The sequence below is a fragment of the Bacteroidales bacterium genome, assembly GCA_014860575.1.
In the GTDB taxonomy this organism is placed as follows: Bacteria; Bacteroidota; Bacteroidia; order Bacteroidales; family JAAYJT01; genus JAAYJT01.
This window is the reverse complement of record JACZJK010000021.1, coordinates 63532-88154: the sequence shown is the minus strand read 5'-3', so window position 1 is coordinate 88154 and position 24623 is coordinate 63532. Positions and strand designations below refer to the sequence as shown.

At 42.5% G+C, this 24623-nt stretch carries 19 protein-coding genes; 15 read left to right on the top strand and 4 right to left on the bottom strand.

What is annotated here, in order from left to right:
• Nucleotides 1–328 precede the first annotated feature (328 nt).
• The gene (locus tag IH597_06075; GenBank protein MBE0662018.1) at nt 329–5497 is read left to right on the top strand and encodes a DUF4397 domain-containing protein; all 5169 of its coding nucleotides are present in this window, start codon (nt 329–331) and stop codon (nt 5495–5497) included.
• Nucleotides 5498–5547: 50 nt separating this feature from the next.
• Here the strand turns inward: IH597_06075 and IH597_06070 are convergent, their stop codons facing one another.
• Nucleotides 5548–6783 (bottom strand): threonine ammonia-lyase, encoded by a 1236-nt coding sequence (locus IH597_06070; GenBank protein ID MBE0662017.1) that lies wholly within the window; start codon nt 6781–6783, stop codon nt 5548–5550.
• 117 nt (nt 6784–6900) lie between these two features.
• The gene (locus IH597_06065) at nt 6901–7716 is read right to left on the bottom strand and encodes an ion transporter (GenBank protein MBE0662016.1); all 816 of its coding nucleotides are present in this window, start codon (nt 7714–7716) and stop codon (nt 6901–6903) included.
• Between the two features lie 257 nt (nt 7717–7973).
• Here IH597_06065 and ffh point away from each other — a divergent pair, with 257 nt between their 5' ends.
• The 10 genes from ffh (at nt 7974) to IH597_06015 (ending at nt 17960) form a co-directional block, all read left to right on the top strand.
• Nucleotides 7974–9314, top strand: coding sequence for a signal recognition particle protein (gene ffh, locus IH597_06060; protein MBE0662015.1), 1341 nt, complete (start codon nt 7974–7976; stop codon nt 9312–9314).
• Nucleotides 9315–9483: 169 nt separating this feature from the next.
• Nucleotides 9484–10362 carry a bifunctional methylenetetrahydrofolate dehydrogenase/methenyltetrahydrofolate cyclohydrolase FolD gene (gene folD / locus IH597_06055; protein ID MBE0662014.1) on the top strand — a complete coding sequence of 293 codons (879 nt, stop codon included), beginning with the start codon at nt 9484–9486 and terminating at the stop codon, nt 10360–10362.
• A 169-nt stretch (nt 10363–10531) separates the two neighbouring features.
• Nucleotides 10532–11164 (top strand): 7-carboxy-7-deazaguanine synthase QueE, encoded by a 633-nt coding sequence (locus IH597_06050; protein MBE0662013.1) that lies wholly within the window; start codon nt 10532–10534, stop codon nt 11162–11164.
• Nucleotides 11165–11218: 54 nt separating this feature from the next.
• Complete coding sequence (locus IH597_06045) at nt 11219–13165, top strand: PD40 domain-containing protein (protein ID MBE0662012.1); 1947 nt, start codon at nt 11219–11221, stop codon at nt 13163–13165.
• Between the two features lies 1 nt (nt 13166).
• Complete coding sequence (locus tag IH597_06040) at nt 13167–15341, top strand: PAS domain S-box protein (protein MBE0662011.1); 2175 nt, start codon at nt 13167–13169, stop codon at nt 15339–15341.
• A gap of 248 nt (nt 15342–15589) precedes the next feature.
• The gene (locus IH597_06035) at nt 15590–15874 is read left to right on the top strand and encodes a YtxH domain-containing protein (GenBank protein ID MBE0662010.1); all 285 of its coding nucleotides are present in this window, start codon (nt 15590–15592) and stop codon (nt 15872–15874) included.
• A gap of 23 nt (nt 15875–15897) precedes the next feature.
• Nucleotides 15898–16275, top strand: a complete 378-nt coding sequence (locus IH597_06030; protein MBE0662009.1) for a phage holin family protein — start codon at nt 15898–15900, stop codon at nt 16273–16275.
• Nucleotides 16262–16477, top strand: coding sequence for a hypothetical protein (locus tag IH597_06025; protein MBE0662008.1), 216 nt, complete (start codon nt 16262–16264; stop codon nt 16475–16477). The genes IH597_06030 and IH597_06025 overlap by 14 nt, the downstream gene beginning before the upstream one ends.
• Before the next feature lie 295 nt (nt 16478–16772).
• Nucleotides 16773–17471, top strand: a complete 699-nt coding sequence (locus IH597_06020; protein MBE0662007.1) for a leucyl/phenylalanyl-tRNA--protein transferase — start codon at nt 16773–16775, stop codon at nt 17469–17471.
• A 12-nt stretch (nt 17472–17483) separates the two neighbouring features.
• Entirely contained in the window at nt 17484–17960 is a 477-nt protein-coding gene (locus IH597_06015) for a nucleoside deaminase (protein ID MBE0662006.1), read from the top strand.
• Between the two features lie 88 nt (nt 17961–18048).
• Here IH597_06015 and IH597_06010 read toward each other — a convergent pair whose 3' ends face one another.
• Complete coding sequence (locus tag IH597_06010; GenBank protein MBE0662005.1) at nt 18049–18969, bottom strand: radical SAM protein; 921 nt, start codon at nt 18967–18969, stop codon at nt 18049–18051.
• 133 nt (nt 18970–19102) lie between these two features.
• Here IH597_06010 and IH597_06005 point away from each other — a divergent pair, with 133 nt between their 5' ends.
• The 4 genes from IH597_06005 (at nt 19103) to IH597_05990 (ending at nt 23782) form a co-directional block, all read left to right on the top strand.
• A complete protein-coding gene (locus IH597_06005; GenBank protein ID MBE0662004.1) occupies nt 19103–20017 on the top strand; it encodes an NTP transferase domain-containing protein in 915 nt (304 codons plus the stop codon).
• A gap of 242 nt (nt 20018–20259) precedes the next feature.
• A complete protein-coding gene (locus IH597_06000) occupies nt 20260–20643 on the top strand; it encodes a hypothetical protein (GenBank protein MBE0662003.1) in 384 nt (127 codons plus the stop codon).
• Nucleotides 20644–20817: 174 nt separating this feature from the next.
• Nucleotides 20818–23217 carry a TonB-dependent receptor gene (locus tag IH597_05995; protein MBE0662002.1) on the top strand — a complete coding sequence of 800 codons (2400 nt, stop codon included), beginning with the start codon at nt 20818–20820 and terminating at the stop codon, nt 23215–23217.
• A 151-nt stretch (nt 23218–23368) separates the two neighbouring features.
• Entirely contained in the window at nt 23369–23782 is a 414-nt protein-coding gene (locus tag IH597_05990) for an OsmC family protein (GenBank protein ID MBE0662001.1), read from the top strand.
• On the opposite strand, the gene IH597_05985 is transcribed toward IH597_05990, so the two are convergent.
• On the bottom strand, nt 23776–24432 hold the full coding sequence (locus tag IH597_05985; protein MBE0662000.1) for a CoA pyrophosphatase: 657 nt from the start codon (nt 24430–24432) through the stop codon (nt 23776–23778). The two genes, IH597_05990 and IH597_05985, sit on opposite strands and share 7 nt — an antisense overlap.
• Nucleotides 24433–24623: the final 191 nt, after the last annotated feature.

Genomic DNA, 24623 nt, shown 5'->3' with positions numbered 1-24623 from the left:
TTTTTTTCTTGTGAAAAAATAATTCGTGCAAAACTAAGGGTATTAAAATCTTGAACTGTTTAACTATTATGAAACAAAAAATAAAGCCTGGAAAAACTATAACAAGATTAAACATGTAGGATCTATTATCTATTATTCAAATTGTTACAAAATTTAATTTTGATCATTCTTGTAAATTCCTTCGTCAGAATAATGTTAATAAAATGTTAAATGTTTAACTTATAAAGCTTAATAGTTGAACAAATAATCAAATCTGCAGTTTAAGTACCGTTACAGTCATCTAAGCAACTTCAAAATTAATCGAAAAATTAACCAATCCTAAATGACAATGAAAACTACCAGAATTATTTTAAGCTCAATGCTGACGCTAATGCTATTGTTCTCGTCAGCAACCTACGCGCAAGGAACTGCGCGTGTTCAGATTATTCACAACTCAGCCGATGCTGCTGCATCAATGGTTGATGTTTGGGTTAACGACTCAAAATTTATCTCAGACTTCGGTTTTCGCACAGCAACACCTTTTGTTGATGTTCCTGCCGGAGTTAACCTGGCAATTGCAATAACGGCTGCGGGAAGCACAAGCGCATCACCAGCCGCGTTTAATGCAGATGTTACCTTCGCTGCCAACGAAACCTATGTTGTTGTAGCAAGCGGAATTGTTTCATCCACCGGCTATAACCCGGCAATTCCTTTTGGATTAAGCGTATATCCAATGGCACGTGAAGCCTCAGCCATCGCTACAAACACCGATGTGCTGGCATTTCACGGTTCAACTGACGCACCAACAGTAAGCATTTATGAAACCGGGCAGAATTATGGCATGCTTGCAGGGAATTTTGAATATGGAGACTTTGCCGGCTATTATAATTTGCCAGTAAATGACTACATACTCGAAGTTAGGGATCAGACAGGTACTGTGACAGTAGCCTCATATTCAGCTCCTTTATCAACGCTAGGGTTAGCCGGTCAATCGTTAACCGTGCTGGCTTCAGGATTTCTATCGCCCGGGTCTAACAACAACGGGCCTTTATTTGGACTGTATGTAGCTTTATCTACTGGCGGAGAATTAATCCCATTGCCGGTTTACACATCCGCAAAAGTACAGATCATACATAACTCTGCTGATGCAGTTGCCTCGGTAGTTGATGTATGGGCAGATGATGTTAAATTAATTGAAAACTTTGAATTTCGCACATCCACACCTTTTGTTGATGTTCCCGGAAATGTACCTGTGACTATTTCGATCACAGGCCCGGGCAGTGTTAGTCCTGAACCAAATGTTTTTCAGGCTGATGTAACTTTTGAAAGTGGTGAAACCTATGTTGTGGTTGCAAATGGTATTGTTTCACAATCCGGATACTCAACTGTTGAACCTTTTAACCTATATGTTTATGATATGGGAAAACGATTTGCTGCTTTTGCCTTAAACACCGATGTACTTGCTTTCCACGGATCAACTGATGCCCCGACGGTAAGCGTTTGGGAAACTGGTGTTGGCGCTGGTGAACTTTTTACATTCTCCTATGGCGATTTTGCTGGTTACCTTGAACTCCCAACAGATAATTACATTATTGAAGTTCGCGACGAAACCGGAACAGTGACCGTAGCCGCATACCAGGCTCCTCTGGCAGCTTTAGGTCTTGAAGGACAAGCGCTTTCAGTTATTGCTTCAGGATTTCTTAATCCTGCAAATAACAGTAACGGCCCTGCTTTTGGCTTATTTGTTGCACTTTCCGCTGGTGGCGAACTGGTTGAACTTCCTGTATATACCCCGCCAACTGCACGTTTGCAGGTGATCCACAACTCGGCCGATGCAGCAGCAGCCGTTGTTGACGTATGGGCAAATGAAGTAAAATTGATTGAAAACTTTGAGTTCCGCAAAGCTACACCTTTTATTGATGTTCCTGCCGAAACTGCTATTACGATCTCTATTACCGGCCCCGGCAGCACCAGCCCCACACCCAGCGTGTTTGAAGCTGATGTAACCTTTGCCGATGGAGAAACTTACGTAGTAGTAGCCAATGGCATTGTTTCCGCAAGCGGTTACAGTCCTGACCAGGCATTTAATCTGTATGTTTATGATATGGGCCGTGAGGAAGCTAACTCAATGGGAAACACCGATGTACTTGCTTTCCACGGATCAACTGATGCCCCGACGGTAAGCGTTTGGGAAACTGGTGTTGGCGCTGGTGAACTCTTCACTTTCTCCTATGGCGCTTTTGCCGGTTACCTTGAGCTCCCAACAGATAATTACATTATTGAAGTGCGCGACGAAACCGGAACAGTGACCGTAGCTTCTTACCAGGCTCCTTTGGCAGCTTTAGGCCTTGAAGAGCAAGCGCTTTCAGTTATTGCTTCAGGATTTCTTAATCCTGCAAACAACAGCAACGGCCCTGCTTTTAGTTTATTTGTAGCATTGGCCGCTGGTGGCGATCTTGTTGAACTCCCTGCATATACTCAGCCAACAGCACGTTTGCAGGTTATTCACAACTCAGCCGATGCTGCCGCAGCCGTTGTTGACGTATGGGCAAATGATGTTAAACTTCTTGAGAACTTTGAATTCCGCACTGCTACTCCTTTTATTGATGTTCCTGCCGAATCTGCTATTACGATCTCTATTACCGGTCCCGGAAGCACAAGTTCAACTCCCAATGTATTTGAAGCTGATGTGACCTTTGCAGATGGAGAAACTTACGTAGTAGTAGCCAATGGCATTGTTTCCGCAAGCGGTTACAGCCCTGACCAGCCATTCAACCTTTACGTGTATGATATGGGCCGTGAAGAAGCAGCCTCAATGTCCAATACCGATGTACTTGCTTTCCATGGATCAACTGATGCCCCAACTGTAAGCGTATGGGAAACCGGCGTTGGCGCTGGCGAACTCTTTACTTTCTCCTATGGCGGTTTTGCCGGTTACCTTGAACTCCCAACTGATAATTACATTATTGAAGTGCGCGACGAAACCGGGACAGTAACCGTAGCAGCTTACCAGGCTCCTTTGGCAGCTTTAGGCCTTGAAGCGCAAGCGCTTTCAGTTATTGCATCAGGATTTCTTAATCCTGCAAACAACAGCAACGGCCCTGCTTTTGGCTTATTTGTTGCTCTTGCCGCTGGTGGCGATCTGGTTGAACTTCCTGCATATACTCAGCCAACTGCACGTTTGCAGGTTATCCACAACTCAGCCGATGCCGCCGCTGCAGTGGTTGATGTATGGTTGAACGACACCAAGCTGATTGAGAACTTTGCATTCAGAACAGCTACTCCTTTTATAGATGCACCCGCCGACGTTGAGTTTACAATTGCCATTCAGGGTCCTGGCAGCACAAGTCCCGAAAATCCTATTTGGTCGCAAAACTACACCCTTGCCGCCGGTAAAACCTATATTCTGGTGGCTGAAGGTATAGTAAGTCCTTCAGGATATAATCCTTCAATTCCTTTTGACATAGCAGTTTATGATATGGGTCGCGAGGAAGGTATTTATGAGTATTTTGTTGATGTTTTAATTCACCATGGAGCAACAGATGCACCTACGGTTGACATTTATGACACCTGGCAAACAAATCCAATTCAACTGGTTAATAACATTTCCTACAGCGAGTTTGCTGATTATTTATCTATCATTAATGGTTATTACCTTTTAGAAGTAAGAGATGAATCTGGTACCAATACATTAGCAACATTTGAAGCTTCGCTGGGAAGTTTTCTATCATCAGGTGATGCAGCGACAATCATTGCTTCAGGATTTCTGAATCCGGCCAACAACAGCAATGGCCCTGCATTTGGTCTTTGGGTTGCTCTAGCCGAGGGTGGTGATTTGATTGAGTTACCTTCGATTGGTAATACTTCTATCGCTCGTGTGCAAGTAATTCACAATTCAGCCGATCTAGCCGCAGCAGTGGTTGATGTTTGGTTGAACGACACCAAGCTGATCGAGAACTTTGCATTCAGGACAGCTACACCTTTTATAGATGCACCAGCCGGTGAAGAGTTCACCATCGCCATTCAGGCGCCCGGAAGCACCAGCCCCGAAAATCCCATCTGGTCCCAAAACTACACCCTTGAAGCCGATGAGACCTATATTTTAGTCGCTAACGGAATCGTGAGTGCCTCCGGTTATGACCCGGCAGAACCTTTCGACATTTATGTGAATGCAATGGGCCGCGAAGAAGCAACTTCAGGTTCCAACACCGATGTATTGGCTTTCCACGGCTCAACCGATGCACCCACAGTAAGCGTTTGGGAAACCGGCGTTGGTGCTGGTGAACTTTTTACATTCTCTTATGGCGATTTTGCCGGCTATCTTGAACTTCCAACTGACAACTATATTATCGAAGTAAGGGATGAAACCGGAACTGTAACCGTAGCAGCTTACCAGGCTCCATTGGCTGCCTTAGGTCTTGATGGTGCAGCATTATCAGTTGTAGCCTCAGGCTTCCTGAACCCCGGTCAGAATAGTAATGGCGCTGCATTTGGGTTGTTTGTTGCCTTAGCTGATGGTGGCGAACTAATTGAGTTGCCTTTGTACACAGGTCCAAGTGCTCGCTTGCAAGTAATTCACAACTCAGCCGATGCTGCCGCAGCAGTGGTTGATGTGTGGGCAAATGATGTTAAACTTCTTGAGAACTTTGAATTCCGCACTGCCACTCCTTTTGTTGATGTTCCTGCCGAGACTGCTATTACGATCTCTATCACCGGCCCCGGTAGCACAAGTCCAACTCCCAATGTATTTGAAGCTGATGTGACCTTTGCAGATGGAGAAACTTACGTTGTAGTAGCCAATGGTATTGTTTCCGCAAGCGGTTACAGCCCTGACCAACCATTCAACCTTTACGTGTATGATATGGGTCGCGAAACATCAACTTCGGCTTCGAATACTGACGTGCTCGTATTCCACGGCTCAACCGATGCCCCAACCGTTAGCATCTGGGAAACTGGCGTTGGCGCAGGTGAACTCTTCACCTTCTCTTATGGCGACTTTGCTGGTTACCTTGAGCTACCTGTAAACAACTACACAATTGATGTCAGAGATGAAACAGGCACTGTAACAGTAGCCTCATATTATACACCACTCGCAGGTCTGGGACTTAGCGGTGAGGCTTTAACAGTATTGGCTTCAGGCTTCTTAACACCGGGTCAGAATAGCAATGGCCCCTCCTTTGGATTATATGTAGCCCTGGCCAATGGTGGAGATTTAATCGCTCTACCAATTTCTGATCCATTAGGCGTGGAAGAAATTTCAGGAAGCGAAGCACTGACATTTTTCCCGAATCCTGCCGGTGAGTTCGTAACTTTAAATATGAATTTGAATAACCCAGGTAATGTTAAAATTGAGATGCTCGATTTACTTGGTAAGACTATCAATGCTACAGATCTAGGGTTTCAATACTCAATCAACAACTATAGAATTGATGTCAGCTATGTGCCAAAAGGGATTTATTTCCTCAAGGTGGAAGCGGACAACATGAACTATATTGAAAAACTGATCATCTCAAGATAAGTTGCTTAGGATGGTTATTTGGGAAGAGCGGCCCGCAAGGGCCGCTTTTTTTATTTGAGAACTTTGTACTTCATATGCCTGGAATCCAGCAACTCTTTTATTGTATCCAGTTGATTAATATCTTGTAGGTTGAATGTTATTGTTACCATCACAAAACCGACTGGAACAGAAGTGATGGATCGTTCATGAGAAATATCGAAAATATTGGCCCTGACCTTTTCCAGGATCGAAACAATGGATTTAAGCTCACCTGCCTGGTCTGGGATCAAAACCTGAATTCTTGCGCGCAAACCTTCATCCATCATCCCTTTTTCCAGCACCTGCTGAAGCAATCCCATGTTGATATTACCTCCACAGATAACAGGCACAACGATTCGCTTTTCTATTTTTGCTTTTTTATACAGCACCGCTGCCATTGCAGCAACACCTGCCGGTTCAGCAAGAATCTTCGCCCGCTGCAATAAAAGATAAGTTGTCCGGGCAATTTCGGCATCATTTACAATCACGATCTCATCTACCAATTCTTTTACTGCCTTGAAATTCAGATGACCAGGTGTTTTAACAGCAATACCATCAGCAATGGTGTGAACGGATTTCAAGGACGTAACCTGATTGTTCTCAATCGAAAGCTTCATTGATTGTGAACCTTCTGCTTCCACCCCAATAATACGAATTTCTGGATTTAGATTCTTAAGTGCAATGGCAATGCCAGCTATAAGCCCACCACCACCAATAGGAACAAGAACATCCTGAACTGTTTCCAATTGATCGAATATCTCCAGGCCAATAGTACCCTGTCCTGCTATGATAAATGGGTCATCAAAAGGATGAATAAAATGAGCTCCGCTTTTCTGGCGGTGTTGCATTGCAGCGGCGAGCGCATCGTCAAAATTATCACCTGTTAGTATAACTTCCGCACCATAAGCTTTGGTAGCAATAACCTTCAACGGTGGAGTGAAAACGGGCATAAAAACAGTGCTTTTCACTTTCAGTTTTGTTGCTGCATATGCGACGCCCTGCGCATGATTGCCGGCTGATGCACATACTACACCATTTTTGAGTTCCTCACTTGAAAGGCTGCTGATCCTGTTATATGCTCCGCGAACCTTAAAAGAACCTGTGGATTGCAGATTCTCAAGCTTCATAAAAACCTTTGCACCCGACATGGCTGAAAAAGACTTACTGGGCTCCAGCGGTGTTTTCTTCACTACGCCTTTTAAAACAGACTGGGCTTTGATGATATCTGATAAATGCGGGAGTTCCGGGGTTTGATTTGTTGTTGTCATTGAAATCAGGATTGTATTCAACAGCCTGCAAAGGTAGTATTTCCCAAAGCAAAAGGGTTATTTGCCAAGCCTGAGAATATGGATCGAATAACAATAACCAGAGCTTATTGGAAGAACTTACAACTCTTCTCCGCAATGTTTACAGTATTTGGCATTGATATCATGTCCAGCTGTGGCACAATTATCACAAACTTTTCGCGAAACCTTAATGGTACGGGTTCTGGCCATTTCTACTGTTACAATCCCGGTCGGAATGGCTATGATGGCATAACCAAGCAGCATTGTAAAATTTGCTATCAGTTTTCCGGCAACAGTAAGTGGAACGATGTCGCCAAAACCAACTGTTGTCAGCGTTACAATAGCCCAATAGATGCCCATGGGTATGCTGCTGAATCCATGATCTTCGCCTTCAACCAGGTACATAATTGAGCCAAGGATCAGAACCAACACCAACACAGTTGCAAAGAAAACAAGGATTTTTCTTATACTGGCCTGAAGGGCCATAGCAAGCGCTTTGGCCTCACTAACATACCTTCCCATTTTAAACACCCTGAAAATTCTGAGTAAACGTAAAGCACGAAAAATCAACAGTGATTGAGCTCCAACAAATATGAACGCGAGATAAGTCGGGATTATGGCAACAAAATCAACAATACCGTAAAAGCTGAAAATGTATTCCCGTGGTCTTCTTACAACAATGATGCGAAGTATATATTCAAGGGAAAAGAGGAAAGTGAAAGTCCATTCAATCACTCTTAAAGTTTCGCCAATTCTGATACGGACTCCCTTAACGCTTTCAAGCAAAACAATGATAATACTCCCGGCAATTGCTATCAGGAGAATCACATCAAATAGTTTGCCTTCAAAAGTATCGGCTTCAAAAATTACATCATACATTTTCGAACGCCATGCTGGTGTTGGATCAGGACGCATATTTTTATTTTTTTGTTGTAAAACAGGACGGTAAACTTAATGATTTTTCTGAAATCTGTTATAAGCCACACGATCCGATCATTTTGAGATTCTAATGTGCAGCGCACCGACAATATTTCGAGAGGAAAGTTGCAAATAATACATTCATGGCACAGGGAGTATGCTGATGATGCTCACATTCTGTCAAGCGGCTTTTGCTTTATCATGCCCATTCAGGATTAATCCTTAATTTTGCCGATCTAATTTTTTTACTGATTATGTTTGAAAACCTAAGCGAAAGACTGGAATCTGCCTTCAAGATCATCAAAGGCCAGGGATATATAACGGAGATCAATGTTGCCGAATCGTTAAAAGATGTGCGCCGTGCACTGCTTGATGCCGATGTTAGTTTTAAGATCGCCAAGCAGTTTACTGATACGGTGAAAGAAAAAGCCATGGGGCAGAACGTGCTCAAAGCTGTTTCGCCGGGGCAGTTGATGGTAAAAATTGTGCATGATGAACTTGCGGAGTTGATGGGCGGTGAAAGCACTGACATTAATCTGAAAGGAAACCCATCGGTAATCCTGATTGCCGGGCTACAAGGTTCTGGAAAAACGACACTCTCAGCCAAGCTTGCCAGTCATATCAAGTCAAAACGTGGCAAAAAACCATTGCTTGTAGCTTGCGATGTTTACCGACCGGCTGCCATTGAACAATTAAAAGTTCTTGGAGGCCAGATCAACGTTGAGGTTTTCACAGAAGAAGATAACCGCGAACCTGTAAAAATAGCAAAGAAAGCCATTGCCCATGCACGCACGATGGGCCATCAGGTTGTGATTGTCGATACCGCCGGCCGCCTCGCCATTGACGACGAAATGATGCGTGAAATCGCAGCCCTGAAAGAGGCACTGAACCCGCATGAAATTCTCTTCGTTGTGGATGCGATGACCGGTCAGGATGCCGTAAATACAGCAAAAGCTTTTAACGACCTTCTCGATTTCGATGGGGTGGTTCTTACCAAACTTGACGGTGACACACGTGGTGGCGCAGCTCTTTCAATTAAGTCAATTGTGGACAAACCCATCAAGTTTGTTGGCATTGGCGAAAAGCTTGATGCCATTGATGTTTTCCACCCTTCACGTATGGCTGACCGTATCCTTGGCATGGGTGATATAGTATCGCTTGTTGAACGCGCACAGGAACAGTTTGATGTAGATCAGGCCCGCTCACTGCAAAAAAAACTGGCTAAAAATCAATTTAATTTTGATGATTTCCTTTCGCAAATCAGGCAGATCAAGAAGATGGGCAATGTGAAAGATTTAATGGCTATGATTCCCGGAATGGGTAAAGCAGTAAAAGATCTTGATGTTGGTGATGATGCATTCAAAGGAATTGAAGCCATCATACAATCCATGACACCGCAGGAAAGGAGTGATCCTGCGGTTCTGAATGGAAGCCGTCGTAAAAGGATTGCCATTGGAAGTGGAAATGATATACAGGAGGTGAACCGATTGGTGAAGCAGTTTGAAGATACGCGCAAAATGATGAAAGCTGTTGCAGGTGAAGGCGCCCGGAATATGATGAAGATGATGCAGCAGCAAAAGGGAAGGCGAAGGTAGGGGGTGGTGATTGGTTAATTGGTTAATTGGTTGGAGTGGTGAAATGGTTGATTGGAGTGGTGGAGTAATGGAGTGATGGAGTGATACAGTACGGGGTTTTTGCCAACTGCTAACTGCCAACTGCTAACTTTTACATGAAAGGATTCTGAAAGGGAATAAAATATAAACTATGAAAATAATTGATGGGAAGGCGGTAGCCAAAAAGAAAAAAGAAGAGATTGCAGCAGTTGTAGCCAAAATGATTGACGATGAGATCAGGGCGCCGCACCTTGCTGCCGTTATTGTTGGTGAGGACCCGGCAAGTATGACTTATGTCAGAAGCAAAGAAAAAGCAGCGGCAAGTGTTGGAATCACTTCATCGGTGTATCGCTATCCCGAAACCATAAGTGAAAAAGAATTGCTGGAAGTTATTGATTTCCTGAATGCAGATGAAGATGTTGATGGTTTCATCGTTCAGCTACCCCTGCCTGTGCATATTTCTTCCTCGAAAGTAATTCAACGGATTGATCCCGCCAAAGATGTAGATGGCTTTCACCCGCTTAATACAGGCCGTCTGGTTCAGAACCTTCCCTCCTACCTGCCTGCTACACCCTTTGGAATCTTGCAATTGCTCGAGCACTACAAAATTGAAACCGAAGGAAAACATTGTGTTATAGTTGGTCGGAGCCAAATAGTAGGTACACCAATGAGTCTGCTGCTTTCCCGAAAGGATAAACCGGGAAACTGTACAGTAACACTTTGTCATAGCCAAACCAAAGATCTTCCATCAATAACCAGTCAGGCTGATATCCTTATAGCCGCAATCGGCAAACCAGAGTTTATAACAGCAGGAATGGTCAAACAAGGCGCTGTTGTAATTGACGTCGGCATTCACCGGATCGAAGACAATGACAAAGGAGATTATCACCTGGTTGGCGATGTAAAATTTGATGAAGTTGCCAGCAAGACATCCTTCATTACTCCGGTTCCGGGTGGGGTCGGACCAATGACAATTGTAGGCTTGCTTCAAAACACGCTCAAAGCGGCTAAAAAGGAAATTTATAAATAAGGCCCAAGCCCCAAGTCTCAAGTCTCAAGCCCCAAGACCCAAAACCAAAGTACAAAGTCCAAAATCTAAAGCTAAAAACCCAAATCCCAAAATTTCAAATTCAAAATTGCTGTCATTTGTAGATTTACGAATCTTAAATCTTGAATTTTGAATCCACAATTAATTAATTATGCAAATAAAAGACGATCCAAGGGTGATTTCGGGTGAATGGCTTCCGGTGATGGAGGATTTTTACACCATCCAGGGCGAAGGACATCATACCGGCAAACCGGCCTATTTCATTCGCATTGGAGGTTGCGATAATGCCTGTCATTGGTGCGATGTGAAAGCATCGTGGTTTGAAGCCATGTTTCCTTTACGCAGTATTGATGAACTTCTGGAACGGACAATGGTATACCCCTCACGGGCTGTTGTAGTAACTGGCGGGGAACCCCTGATGTATAACCTTGATCTCTTATGCAAAACTTTTCGCGAACAAGGTGTCAGGCTTTTTCTTGAAACCTCAGGTTCGGATAAGCTGAGCGGTGAATGGGACTGGATTTGCCTCTCACCCAAAAAAGACATCCCGGTCCAACCAGAACTCTTTCAAAATGCCAGCGAACTTAAAGTAGTTGTACTTGATGAAACATATTTCAGCTTTGCCGAAGAACTGGCCAGTCAGGTGCCTGCATCCACTTTGCTTTATCTGCAGCCCGAGTGGAGCCTGAAAAGCAAATCGCTGCCGATTACAATCGAGTACGTTAAAAACAATCCCAGGTGGATGATTTCTTTACAAAGCCATAAGTATATGGAAATTCCATAGCTTGTGAAACCTGAATTGTTGTATCTTGTGCACATCAATTTTACTCGCAGGGAAATGTGCATCAAAAAAATCCTCCTCATTTTCGGTATTTTGTCAGCATTCGCTTTTGACGTTCATCCGCAGGAAGTGAAGCGGTTGACATCCTCCCGCAAAGCAGCCCGTTCATATCAAAATGCCATAGACTCTTACACAAAACGTGATTTCTGCCAGGCGCTAATCAGTGTATCAAAGGCGTTGCGTTCTGACAATAAATTTATTGAGGCATACCTGCTGGCAGGTGACATTTCGTTGGAGATGAAAGATCAGTCCTCAGCGATTACATACTACGAAAAAGCCATTAACTTAAATCCCAGCCACTTTCCTCCAGCGAATTATATTCTTGGAAACCTTTATTACAACACGAGTCAATACGACAAAGCGCTCAGCAGTTTCAAATACTATGCTGGCTTTAGATTGTCCGCTGATGAGAAATTGCTTGTGCAGAAACGCATCGAATTGGCGGAGCAAGCTCTTGAACTGAAAAGCAGGCCGGTACTTTTTGAACCGGTGAATCTTTGCCACAATATCAACACCGAAAATGATGAATACGTAAACGCAATATCTGCCGATGGGCAAAGTTTGATTTTTACTGTCAGAACTCCAAATCAGGAACCCAGATCACTCAAACAGTTCAGGGAAGAATTTTATGTTTCTCAACTTGAAAATTATAACTGGCAAAAAGCCAAACCCTTGCGGTTTATCACAGCAAACTCGGTCAGCGAAGGTGCTCTTGCTCTCTCATACGATAATAAATTCATCTTCTTTACTTCCTGCCATCAGCCTGATGGTTTCGGAAGTTGCGATCTTTACTATAGTAAACGACAGGGTGATTTATGGTCAGAACCTCAGAATCTGGGGCCAATAATAAACAGTTCGTCCTGGGAATCACAACCTTCACTGTCATCGGATGGGCGAACGTTGTATTTCGCAAGCAGCCGCCCAGGTGGTTTTGGCGGTTCGGATATCTGGAAGAGTGTGTTGCAAACCGATGGAACCTGGAGCAGGCCGGAAAACCTGGGCGATGTAATTAACACTGCTGAAGATGAAATGTCACCGTATATTCATGCTGATGGCCAAACCCTGTATTTTTCTTCAAAAGGTCATCCCGGGCTGGGTGGAGCCGACTTGTTTATCAGTCGCCTTCAACCGACTTTGTCGTGGTCAGAACCGATGAACCTTGGATATCCCATCAATACCACTTCAGATGAAATCAATATTATCATTGATCCTCAGGGAATGCATGGCTATATTTCAAGCAGCCTGCCACAGGGAAAGGGGGGTTATGACATCTATAAGTTTGAATTGCATGAAAACATAAAGCCATTGCAGGTTTCTTATTTTAAAGGTATTGTACGCAGTAGCACATCATTAAAGCCACTTGATGCAAACATTGACTTGATTGATTTGGAAACCAGCCGCCTGTATATTCAATCAATATCTGATGCCAGCAATGGAGAGTTCTTGCTTGTATTGCCAACCGGTAAAAGCTATGCCCTTAATGTGAACCGCAAAGGATACCTGTTTTACTCACATCATTTCCCACTTGACACAGTAACTGGCATCGTTGAGCCTGTTATTTTGGATATTTTCTTAAAACCCGTTGAGTTGGGTCAGACAGTTATCCTAAAAAATGTTTTCTTTGCACATAATTCCTATGAGCTTGAAAGTTCGTCATTGGCTGAACTCAATTTACTTGTAGATCTTTTAAATGAAAATCCCGGAATTGGACTCGAAATTCTTGGACATACTGACAATACCGGCACCGTTAACTACAATCTTGAACTTTCAAATAATAGGGCCAGAGCGGTATTTAATTACCTGGTTGATAAAAACATTGAAGAAAACCGGATTTCATATACGGGCATGGGCGACAAAAGTCCGGTGGATACTAACTCAACCCCAGAGGGCAGAGCAAATAACCGCAGAACAGAATTTAGAATAGTGAATTATAAAAACGAATGATATGATTAAGCCTGACAACCTCAATTCCAGGATGAGTGACAAGAAGGACGCTTCCTCTGTTAACCAGGATATTGTAAGAAAATACATTGACCTTTTTAACAGGCTTCCGATTGGTATTTACCGAACCACACCCGATGGAAAAATACTCACTGCCAATCCTGCTTTTTTAGCTCTCATAGGATGTAACCATCTTGATGATCTTGAAGGCATTGACCTGAGCAAAACGCATAAAAACATTGAAGCCAGACTGCAATTCATGAGGGAAATAGAAGAACAAGGAGAAGTTTTTGCAAAGGAATCTATCCTGGTTTGTAATGATGGAAAAGAAATTATTGTTGAAGAGTATGCTAAAGTTTACAAAGATGATAATGATGATGTATTGTTTTATGAAGGTATTGTCATTGACATAACCGGCAAAAAACGCGATCATCAGCGCATTGCTTTCCTATACAGTTTCAAAGAACTTATCCTGAACCTTACTAGTTCGTTCATCAACATTCGGCTCGCTGATATTGATGATCAAATCGTTTTTTCGCTAAAAAGCATTGGAAGCTTTATCGGAGCCGACCGTTCGTATGTATTCCTTTTTGATGACGATATGCGCACTATGAGCAATACGCACGAATCGGTTACCGAGAACACTACTTCAGTAATTAATGAACTTCAGGAACTTACAACTTCTGACTTTCCTTGGTGGATGAACAACCTTAAGAAAAACAGGCCCATTATCATACCCGATGTTAGTGAATTACCCGAATTGGCTAAAAACGAAAAGGAGATTTTTTTACGGCAGAATATCCAGTCTTTATTTGCTGTACCCATGTTTTTCGATTACCGGCTTATAGGTTTCCTGGGTTTTGATATGGTTCGCGATCGCAAAATGGTTAACAACGACACTCTCGAGCTTTTAAACATCGCTGCAAGTCTTTTTGCCAACATTCTCAACTATCAGGAAACTGAGCAAAAGATTATTGAAAACAGCAAACACCTCGAAAGGCTTGTTGAAGAGCGCACGCTCGAGCTCGAAAGCGCCAACAAGCAATTAAAATTAGTTGCTGAAAGCAGTAATGATGTGATCTGGACAATGGACATGAATCTTCACACCACCTACATGAGCCCATCTGTTTTCAAGCAGTTGGGCTTTACCGCTGAGGAATATCTTGCGATGCCGGTCGAAGAAAGGATCCCACCCGAATCACTGAAAAAAGTCAAAGAGACATTCAGTGAAGAATTAGCAATGCTTAAAAGTGGTGAGCGGAAGCCTGGTGAGCATTCGGTCATTTTTGAAATGCTCCATAAGAATAAGAGTGGGGAACTTGTATGGGGCGAAGTTAGTTTCAATTTTTTGTTTGATGCCAAAGGTAACCCAATCGGAATACATGGCATAACCCGCAATGTGCATGAACGTAAATTAGCTGAAGATGACCTTTGGGAAAGCAATGAAAGGTTTAAATCACTTGTGGAAAATACCAGCGATTGGATTTGGGAAGTAAATGCTAAAGGAATTTACACTTATGTTAGCCCCGTTTGCGAATCACTACTCGGCTATAAAACAGAAGAGGTTATCGGCAGATCATTCAGCGAATTTTTAGATCCTGAAAATAAGAAACAAGTCGTTAAGTTCTTCAAAAACATGGCCCTATCGAAAAGATCGTTCAAAAACCAGGAGAATATTGCCCTACATAAAAATGGACGAAAAGTTTTCCTGGAAACCAGTGGAATTCCCATCTATAATGCCAAGGGAGGTTTTATTGGATATCGCGGTGTTGACCGCGATATCACCGAGAAAAAGAATATTGAATCAGCCTTGAAGCATTCTCAGTCAAGATTATCACAACATCTGCGAAATACACCCATGGGTTACATTGAATGGGACAATAAATTTGAAGTAATTGAATGGAACCCGGCTGCACAAAAAATATTCGGTTACAATAAAACACAAGCCATGGTTGAAAACATGGTTGAAAAGCTTGTCCCTTTCGAGCTTAGAGATGAAGTGCTTGGATTGTTCCCTAAGATCATCCAAAGCGGAAAGCCTGTCCGTACGGTAAATCGCTGCCTTACCAGGGAAGGGAAAAAAATACTTTGTGAATGGTTTAATACTCCCCTCTACAATGAATCAGAAAATATAATTGGAATGGCTTCGTTGGTCAGGGAAGTTTCTCAACCCGAATAATATCAAACAATCAAATAGTTTGATAATAATATTACAAGTTATTCTCGTCTTACTACATCTCAGTATTTCAGGCAAATAGGACTATTTTCTTATTCTTACCCTATTCTTTTACATTCTTCGGCTTGGCTATTTGGCTTAAAAATTGTATATTTGAACTTCGTTTGAAAAAAGTTCTTGTATATTTTAATAATCTATCAATTACATAGATTGAAAAGAACCTTTGATGTTAACCTTAAAAACTACAAATTATGAAAAGTTCAAGTGGAAATTTTTTAATCGGATTTATTTCTGGAGCAATAGCCGGTGCTTTAGCTGGCGTTTTATTAGCCCCAGACAAGGGAAGTGAAACCAGGAAAAAAGTAACTGAAAAGGCAAAAAAGATCAAGGATGACCTTGAAAAGGATTTCTCTGCGAAAGTGGATGACCTCAAAGACTACGTTAATGAAAGTGTTAATGATGTGAAATCCAAATTTTCAAAGGCCGAAAAAAAAGTTGAGGCCGTGGAAGCTGAAGTGAGGAAAGCAGCAAAGTAAAGCGATTCTAAGCATCAGACCCTATGGCAAAATCATTTTTCAGTCAGTCAATCACTGACCTGATAAACAGCATCAGAAGATATTTCGATATCCGGTTTACACAGGTTAAGCTGGAAGTCATGGAAAAAACGGCTAGAATTATTTCACTGATTATTGCAGCCGTTTTTCTTCTGACGCTGTTTATGCTTTTTCTCATCTTTATCTCCTTCGCTGCAGCCCTTTGGGTAGGCGAGTTGCTGCAAAGCCAGGCGTTGGGTTATCTATGTGTTGCCGGGTTTTATCTGATTGTGGGTCTGCTGACCCTAATTCTTAGGCGACGGTTGTTTCTTGGCGCAGTCATAAGCCATTTGTCAGAGATATTTTTCGAAGAAAAAAATATAGATAGTGATGAAGAGAATTAGACCCGCTAAAATCCGATCCCTGCGCGAATTACAGCTTGAGAAAGAAAGATTTCGCTACCTGGCTCTTCGCACCGAACTTGAACTGTCACAGCAGTTAAGGTTTACAAGACGATTGTTTACACTTCCCAATTTGGTGATGTATGGCCAATCCTTTTTAACCAGGTATCTAAAAAGACTCTTAATGCGCATATTTGGCAAATAGCCACAATTCATTCAATGGTGGCATTCATACCACATATTGACGACTTATGTGTTGATTTCTTTACCCAATATAAATTCAGGATGATTCATCAAAGCAGTCGCTTTTTTAAAAGCACTATTATAAAGTCACAATTTCTAAGACAATCGTTGAAACCAATCCGGAACATAAGCTTTTCCAACCTAAAAATGGAGTGAAAGATTCATACTTTAGTCAAGATTTTTAAGCTTTTAAAGTGCGCCAGATTCTCTACTGGCGCATTCTTCATATATTTGAGCCATAAAAATAAACTATTTCAATGCCTCAATTTTTATCTTCCTCTATTGCTTTTACTGATGTTACTGAAGCTGATGAGGATGGACTTTTAGCCATTGGTGGAGACCTGAGTTCCGAAAGATTATTATTGGCGTACGCGAAGGGTATTTTCCCCTGGTATGAAGAACCTTATCCTGTTTTATGGTGGTCGCCCGATCCTCGGATGATTTTATTTCCTGAAGACATCATCATTTCGCACAGCCTGCGCCAAAGGCTCAACAAAAAGAAATTTGAAGTTCGCATTGACACTGCTTTTGAGGAAGTTATAAAGCGTTGCGCTGAAAATGGGCATAGAAGCGATATGGGTACCTGGATCACACCGGAAATGATAGAAGCTTATAGCGAACTCCACTTTAAGGGTTACGCTCACTCGTTTGAAACCTGGAATGACAATGAATTGGTTGGAGGATTATACGGTGTGAGCCTGGGCCGGGCTTTCTTTGGCGAGTCAATGTTTCATCAGAAAACAGATGCTTCAAAGATTGCCCTGGTTTTCCTTACCCGTTTAATGAAACAACTTAACTTCCATTTCATTGATGTTCAACAAGAAACAAGCCATCTCAAAAGCATGGGCGCAAAATCCCTGGCAAGGGCCAAATTTCTGGATTTATTGAACCAAGCCCTTAAGTTTGAAACAATCAGAGGTAAATGGACTAAATTTGGGCCTGAATTAAATAGCTAAAGAACCACGAAGATGAATAAGTACAGCAAAGAATTTATGGACGAGGCCATCCGGCTGGCCGCAGATAATGTACATAGCGGCAACGGTGGGCCTTTCGGTGCCGTGGTGGTTCGTAATGGTGAAATCATCGCGAGGGGTGTAAATATGGTTACAGCGCTCAACGATCCAACAGCCCATGCCGAGGTTGTTGCTATCCGTAAGGCATGTGAATTCCTCGGGTGGTTCGAAATAAAAGACTGCGAACTCTATAGCAGTTGCGAGCCATGCCCTATGTGCCTTGGGGCAATTTACTGGTCACGGCCCAGGGCAATCTATTTTGCCGCTTCCCGCGAAGATGCTGCAAAATCAGGTTTTGACGATGCACACATCTATGAAGAGATTTGTTCCCCACTAAAAGAACGGCAAATACTAACACAGCACATTGCTCATGAAAATTCTTTGAAGGCATTTGAGAAATGGAAGGAAAGTGGAAATAAAATTCCCTATTGAGTTCTTTAGGTTGAATTAGCACTTGCTAAAGTTTACACAACATGATAGTAGTCTGAACCAAGCTTCAGGTCCATTCTACGATCCATTTTCATTCAAACGGATGATTCTTGTCAAAATCAGGCCTGTAGTTGTCATGGCTTTCAATATCCTGAATCCAACCCCGGAATATTCCAAGTAATCCCATCTCATCAACTACCTGCTGATATTCCGTGTGATTAAGCAAACGTCCAAGATTTGGATGGTCTTCTACCTGTGGAATGGGATAATACTGCGACATCAATGAAACATGGATCAGAGGAGATAATTCCTGGGCAATGAATTTGAGCACAGCCTTGCTATTTTCAATATGGCCAGGCAAAACAAGGTGGCGGATAATCAAACCCGACAATGCACAACCATCTTCCGACAAAATGAGCGTACTTCCTTTCTGGCGATACATTTCCCTTAGCGCTGACGAAGCAATTTGCGGATAATCTTTTGCGCCGGAATAGGCTTCAGCTATTTCAGTATCCATATACTTGAGGTCGGGCAGATAAACATCAATCATCCCTTCAAGACTTTTAATTGTTGAAACACTGTCGTACCCGTTTGAATTATATACGAAAACTGCTTGTCTGCCACGCTTGTGCAAAGCACCAATAATCTCTCTCACCTGGAGGATTACATGCGAGGGTGAAACAAATCCCACGTGGGTGCAGCCATTATCGAGATATTGCTCAACCTTGTTAATTATTTCATCAAGGGAGAGGACCGCATCCTGAACACCAGATCCGGTAGTGCTGATCTGGTAATTCTGGCAATAAATGCATTGTAAGTTACAACGGCTAAAAAAAATATTGCAAATACCATTAGGCCCACTAATAGTGGGTTCCTCACCGTGGTGCAAACAAATGCTGCTGATATGAAATCTGTTATCTGTATTACAATATCCTGTTTCACCATTATCACGCATTGCATTGCATAATCGGGGGCAGGAGCAACAAGCATCCAATGCTGCTAAACCGGGCATAAGAAATTCAAATGTTAATTTTCTATTCGCGCAAAAGTAGCGAATGGCTGTGAAACCGATCATAATCTGCCAGGTGTTTTAAAAACGCTATTTTTGCCCCGCGCAATTTCACTAAATCTTAACTTCTTCTTCAATGACAAAGCCTACCCTACTCATACTGGCTGCAGGAATTGGCAGCCGTTATGGCTCGCTCAAGCAGCTCGACAAACTTGGTCCCGGTGGTGAAACCATCATAGATTATTCTGTTTTTGATGCCAAAAGGGCTGGCTTCGGGAAAGTTGTTTTTGTGATCCGGCAAAGTATGGAACAAGAGTTCCAGGAAACTTTGATGAAGAAACTTAGCGCTCATATTGCAGTGGATTATGTGCTGCAGGAAATTGAAAAAGTCCCGGAAGGAATAAAAGTACATCCTGAACGCGTTAAACCCTGGGGAACAGGCCATGCTATTCTAATGGCCAAAGATGTGGTTAAAGAACCATTTGCCGTCATCAATGCCGATGATTTTTATGGCGCTGATGCATTTCATGTTTTATGTGATCATCTGAAAATCGCTTCTGAAGGCAATTATGCAATGGTAGGCTATCAGCTTGAAAACACCCTTTCTGAAAATGGAACGGTCTCGAGGGGAATTTGCGAAAGCGATGACAACCTCGAACTGCAAAGCATCACAGAGCGAACCAAAATTGCCGGTAATGGGAGCACAATCAATTACGTTGATGATGAAGGCATTGCTCACATTCTGGATCCAAAAACCATTGTTTCAATGAATTGCTGGGGATTTACACCCGGATTCTTTTCCCATCTTCAAACCTCATTTGATGATTTTATCCAACATAATGCCCAAACCTTAAAAGGCGAGTTTTACATTCCTGTTGTCGTGAACGACTTAATAAAATCAAATCAGGCTATTGTAAAAGTCTTGCAAAGTTCCGCCAAATGGTTTGGAGTTACCTATCGTGAAGATCGCGAATATGCTGTGCAACAGCTTCAGCAACTTACATCACAGGGTGTTTACCCAGCCGATTTATGGTCAGGGATTGCAGATTGATGTAAACTAGTTGTCAGAAATTTTGCTGAAGCATCCAGATGATGACTTTAGCAGGGATCTGTTTTGCTTTAACAATACGATCAGTTCGTCCAAAATTTTGTTGGAATCGCAGATTTTAAGAAACCAATCCATGCATATGCATTGCACATGTTCAACATTTTCCCGTTATCTTGGTTAATAGTTTAATTATTGCCTGACATTATAATCATGTTTACGAATTGCAAGATCACAAGCAAACAATCATGATGCTCAAGAAAAATATTATTTCGAGGGTTTTAATCCTGGCAATGATTCCCGTTGCGATTCTCTTATTCCAGAATCATTTATCAAACTGGCATTACCATGTTTTGAATAATGGCATTGTCATAAAACATTCACATCCTTATAATAAAGCGGAAAATCCGGGAAATCCACTAAGCAACCACAAGCATTCAGAATTTGAACACTTTATTCTTGCGCAACTTGCAGGTCTGGCTTTGCTCATTGCTTTTGCCTCGTTGGCTATGGTATTTGTTTTCGGCATTTATGCCGTTTTGTGGTTATCAGGATTCCGATTTCCTTTTCTCCGGCAACTATATCTTTCCTTGCAACCATTGCGTGCTCCCCCTGCGGTTTTTAGTATTTGATTTATTCAGTTTTCCGGTTCTGAAACAATCCACCTTGTATTTTATTTCTTACATGATTGTTGGTTAATCATCAATCTTGTAAGAACAGGTGATATTGCAAAGCTTCAGCAAGCAAGCTGCATTCAAACCAGCTTATAATAAATCGTATAAAACTTCCACTAATAATATTTTACAATGAAAAACCTTTTCTTACTATTATTTTTGATTCATCTATCCATACAAACACTTTTTGCGGTGGAGCCTGGGCCAGGTACGCGGCCGGTGACTGACGCTAATATTTTCGGTCATGTGCTGGATGCTGAAACAGGCGAACACCTTCCTTTTGTCAGCATCGGGATCAAAGGAACATCCATTGGCACAACAACAGATCAAACCGGGCATTTTACAATTATCAATGCCCCGGTTGGCATCTACATCTTACAGGCAAGTTACACAGGTTATAAAACCATTGAAAAGTTAATTACCACCGAAAAAGGCAAAACCATTGAAGCTGATTTTGAGCTTGAAAGAGATATGTTGCGCCTTGATGAGGTAGTGGTCACAGGCAGCAGATATGCACAGCGGCGCAGCGAATCCCCAACCATTACAAGCAGCCTGACTCCATTGCTTTTTTCGAACGTTCAGGCATTGGTTCTCGGCGAAGGCCTTAATTACACACCCGGGCTGAGGATGGAAACAAATTGTTCAAATTGTGGCTTTAACCAGGTTCGCATCAATGGGCTTGAAGGGCCTTACTCGCAGATACTTATAAACGGAAGACCCATTTTCAGTGGGCTGGCTGCAGTTTACGGACTTGAATTAATCCCAGCTAATATGATTGATCGTGTAGAGGTTGTGCGTGGCGGCAGTTCAGTATTGTATGGAAGCAATGCTATTGCCGGAACCATAAACCTCAGACTTAAAGATCCGGTTTCAAATGTGTATGAAATAGGTTCTGACATTGGCATGGTAGGAACCGGGCTTAAAGAGGCGGCAGGCCCTGCACTTGACAGAAGCCTGAATGCAAATGTTTCAGTTGTTTCAGCCAACCATAAAACCGGCTTGTCAATCTTTGGGTTTTCGCGCAACCGCGAGCCTTTCGATGCCAATGATGATGGGTTCACAGAGTTGGTGTTGCTTAAAAACACAACTTTTGGAACCCGCGTTTATCAGAGGTTGAGCAACAGAAGCAAACTGACAGCGGACTTTTTTCGTGTAAATGAGTATCGCCGTGGAGGAAATCGTTTCGATTATCCGGTACACCAAAGTGATATCGCAGAATCTCTGGCCCATCGCATTACTACAGGCGGATTAACTTTCGAGCAGTTTTTGCGCGAGTCGGATATGGTTTCAATGTTTGTTTCAGCACAGCATATTGAGCGCGATTCATATTATGGAGCTGAACGTTCACTCGCTGATTACGGCTACACCGAAGATATAACCATGAATTCCGGTGCCAACTACAGGGCCGATGTAAATAACGGAACACTGATTTTTGGAGCCGATCTTACTGCTGGTAAACTCAACGACCAGAAACTGGGTTATCCCGATGTTGACAATGCCATCATCGAAAACGACTCTATCATCTCAATCCCTCAAGTTGAAAACAGAACTCTGGCAAAACAAAACAGTATGACCTCTGGTGTTTATGTTCAATACGACCGCAACTTTGAGCGCTTGAAGGTTTCAGCCGGAGGCCGGTTTGATTATTATCAGATAAACAATGAGGTAAGCGATGATGCTGGCAATACCGGAGGCGTTTTCGTTCCTAAAATCAGTTTTCTTTACACGATCAGCCCATATCTTCAGGGACGGTTGAGTTATGCACGCGGCTACCGGGCCCCGCAGATTTTTGATGAAGACCTGCATCTTTCTGCTTCAGGTTCGCGAAAGGTTATGTATCAAAACCAACCCGGCCTGAAACAGGAAAACAGCAATGGGCTGACGGCTTCGCTGGATTTCAATAAAATGATCAGAAAAACCAGCGTTGGCCTTTTGGTTGAAGGCTTTTATACACAATTGACCAATCCGTTCAATATTGAGTTTGGCGAACCGGATGAAGCTGGAACTGTAACATATTTTAGAGGCAATTCAGAAAAGTCTGCAACCGTGCAAGGTGTTAATATTGAGTTAAACATGAGTCCCTGGCAGAAATTTAATCTAACAGCAGGTTATAATATTCAATCGAGCAGGTATGAAGAAGCCCAGGAGTTTGATGAAAATAGTTTCCTCAGAACGCCCAATAATTATGGATTCTTTTCGGTTGATTGGAAGCTTGATAGAAATTGGTCGGTTTCAGCCAGTGGTTCGCACACAGGGAGTATGCTGGTGCCATACTTTGGCCCTGATCTCGAAAATCCTGAAGATGGTGAGTTGAGGCAAAGCAGGGAGTTTTTGGATTTAGGGCTGAAGCTCAGCTACAACCTCAGGATCAATGAAACAAAAATGAACTTCTATGTTGGTATGAAAAATCTGCTCAATTCTTACCAATCCGATTTTGATTATGGTATTGATCGCGATCCAAGCTATGTGTATGGCCCATCGGCGCCCCGCATGGTTTATGTAGGCTTTAAATTCGGAAATAATTTGTTCTGATCCTTACAGTCTAAGTCACTAATTTAAATGCTCATCTCTCTAAACTTCCTTAACTCTAAACACCCTAAACCTCTAAACCTCTAAACCTCTAAACATTCTTAGCATCTTGGCAAGATAATATTTTCACTAATTTTGCCCAAATCTTAATATTATGAAACAAAGCATAAGCCTGAACTGGAACGAAGCCATGTCGTTTGAATCAACAATCAACGGCCACAAAATAATTATTGATGCCGACGAATCTGTTGGCGGTAAAAATAAGGGACCGCGCCCAAAGCCACTATTGCTGCTGGCGCTGGCCGGATGTACAGCCATGGACGTTGTTTCAATGCTTGGGAAAATGCGTGTTCAACCTGACTCATTCCATGTTGATGTTGAAGGAGAGCTCACTGAAGAACATCCTAAGGTTTATAAAAACCTTCATGTGAAATACATATTCACCGGCAAAGATCTTCCTATGGAAAAGCTTGAAAAAGCGGTCAACCTTTCACAGGAAAGATATTGCGGCGTGTCAGCAATGATGGCTAAAGCAACTGAGTTGACTTTTGAAATCGTGGTTCAATAATTATTGATTGTCGGACCTGGCTCCTGAATATCTGCAAGCACATCCAATAGTTCCTGCAGGATCATGGCTGTGGCGCCCCAAACAATATTGCTATGAATGTTGAAGCAAGGAACTTGTTTTAACAGAAACTCGCGAACCGAAATATCAACGTTGGTGCGAAACGACACCAGATCGTTCAAAGGGATTTCAATGATTTCGTCCACCTCTGTTGGATTTGCTGTGAGCTTGCCCGGATCATCAATGTAACCAACAACCGGTGTGATCTCGAAATTGCTTGGACTGACATAAAGCGGGCTCAATTTACCGAGTATTTCAACCCTTCCGGATTGCAGGTTAATTTCTTCCTCCGCCTCTCTTAATGCGGTGTGGACGGGTGATAGATCGGTTGGATCCTGTTTCCCACCGGGAAAACTGATTTGTCCGCTATGTACACTCAGATCCTGGGTTCGTCTGATCAGAATTGTTCCAAAATAATTACCCATTGGATAAAGCAGGATCAGTATGCTACTGGGCCTGGGGACCGGATTTCCATCAATATACTTCATTGCCGGCCTGCGCTCAATCGGCAGCATTTTCCAATGCGAATCCTGTCCTGGCAAGGAGTTTTCCAATCGTTTCTTTAGAACTAAACCAAGTTTTTTAAGTTCCATAAACAATCAACAAGTTTGCGAAGATAAAGTTAATGGAAAGATAAAGGCACTTGAACCTGGGAATTTAAGGCTTTTTTAAGTCATTGAAAAGAGTAAATCAACACACCTTAACAAAGCCATACTATGAAGCTAAAAAATTATGACACCCGCGTTTATGTTGAATGGAAATTATATATTTTTACACTCTCAAA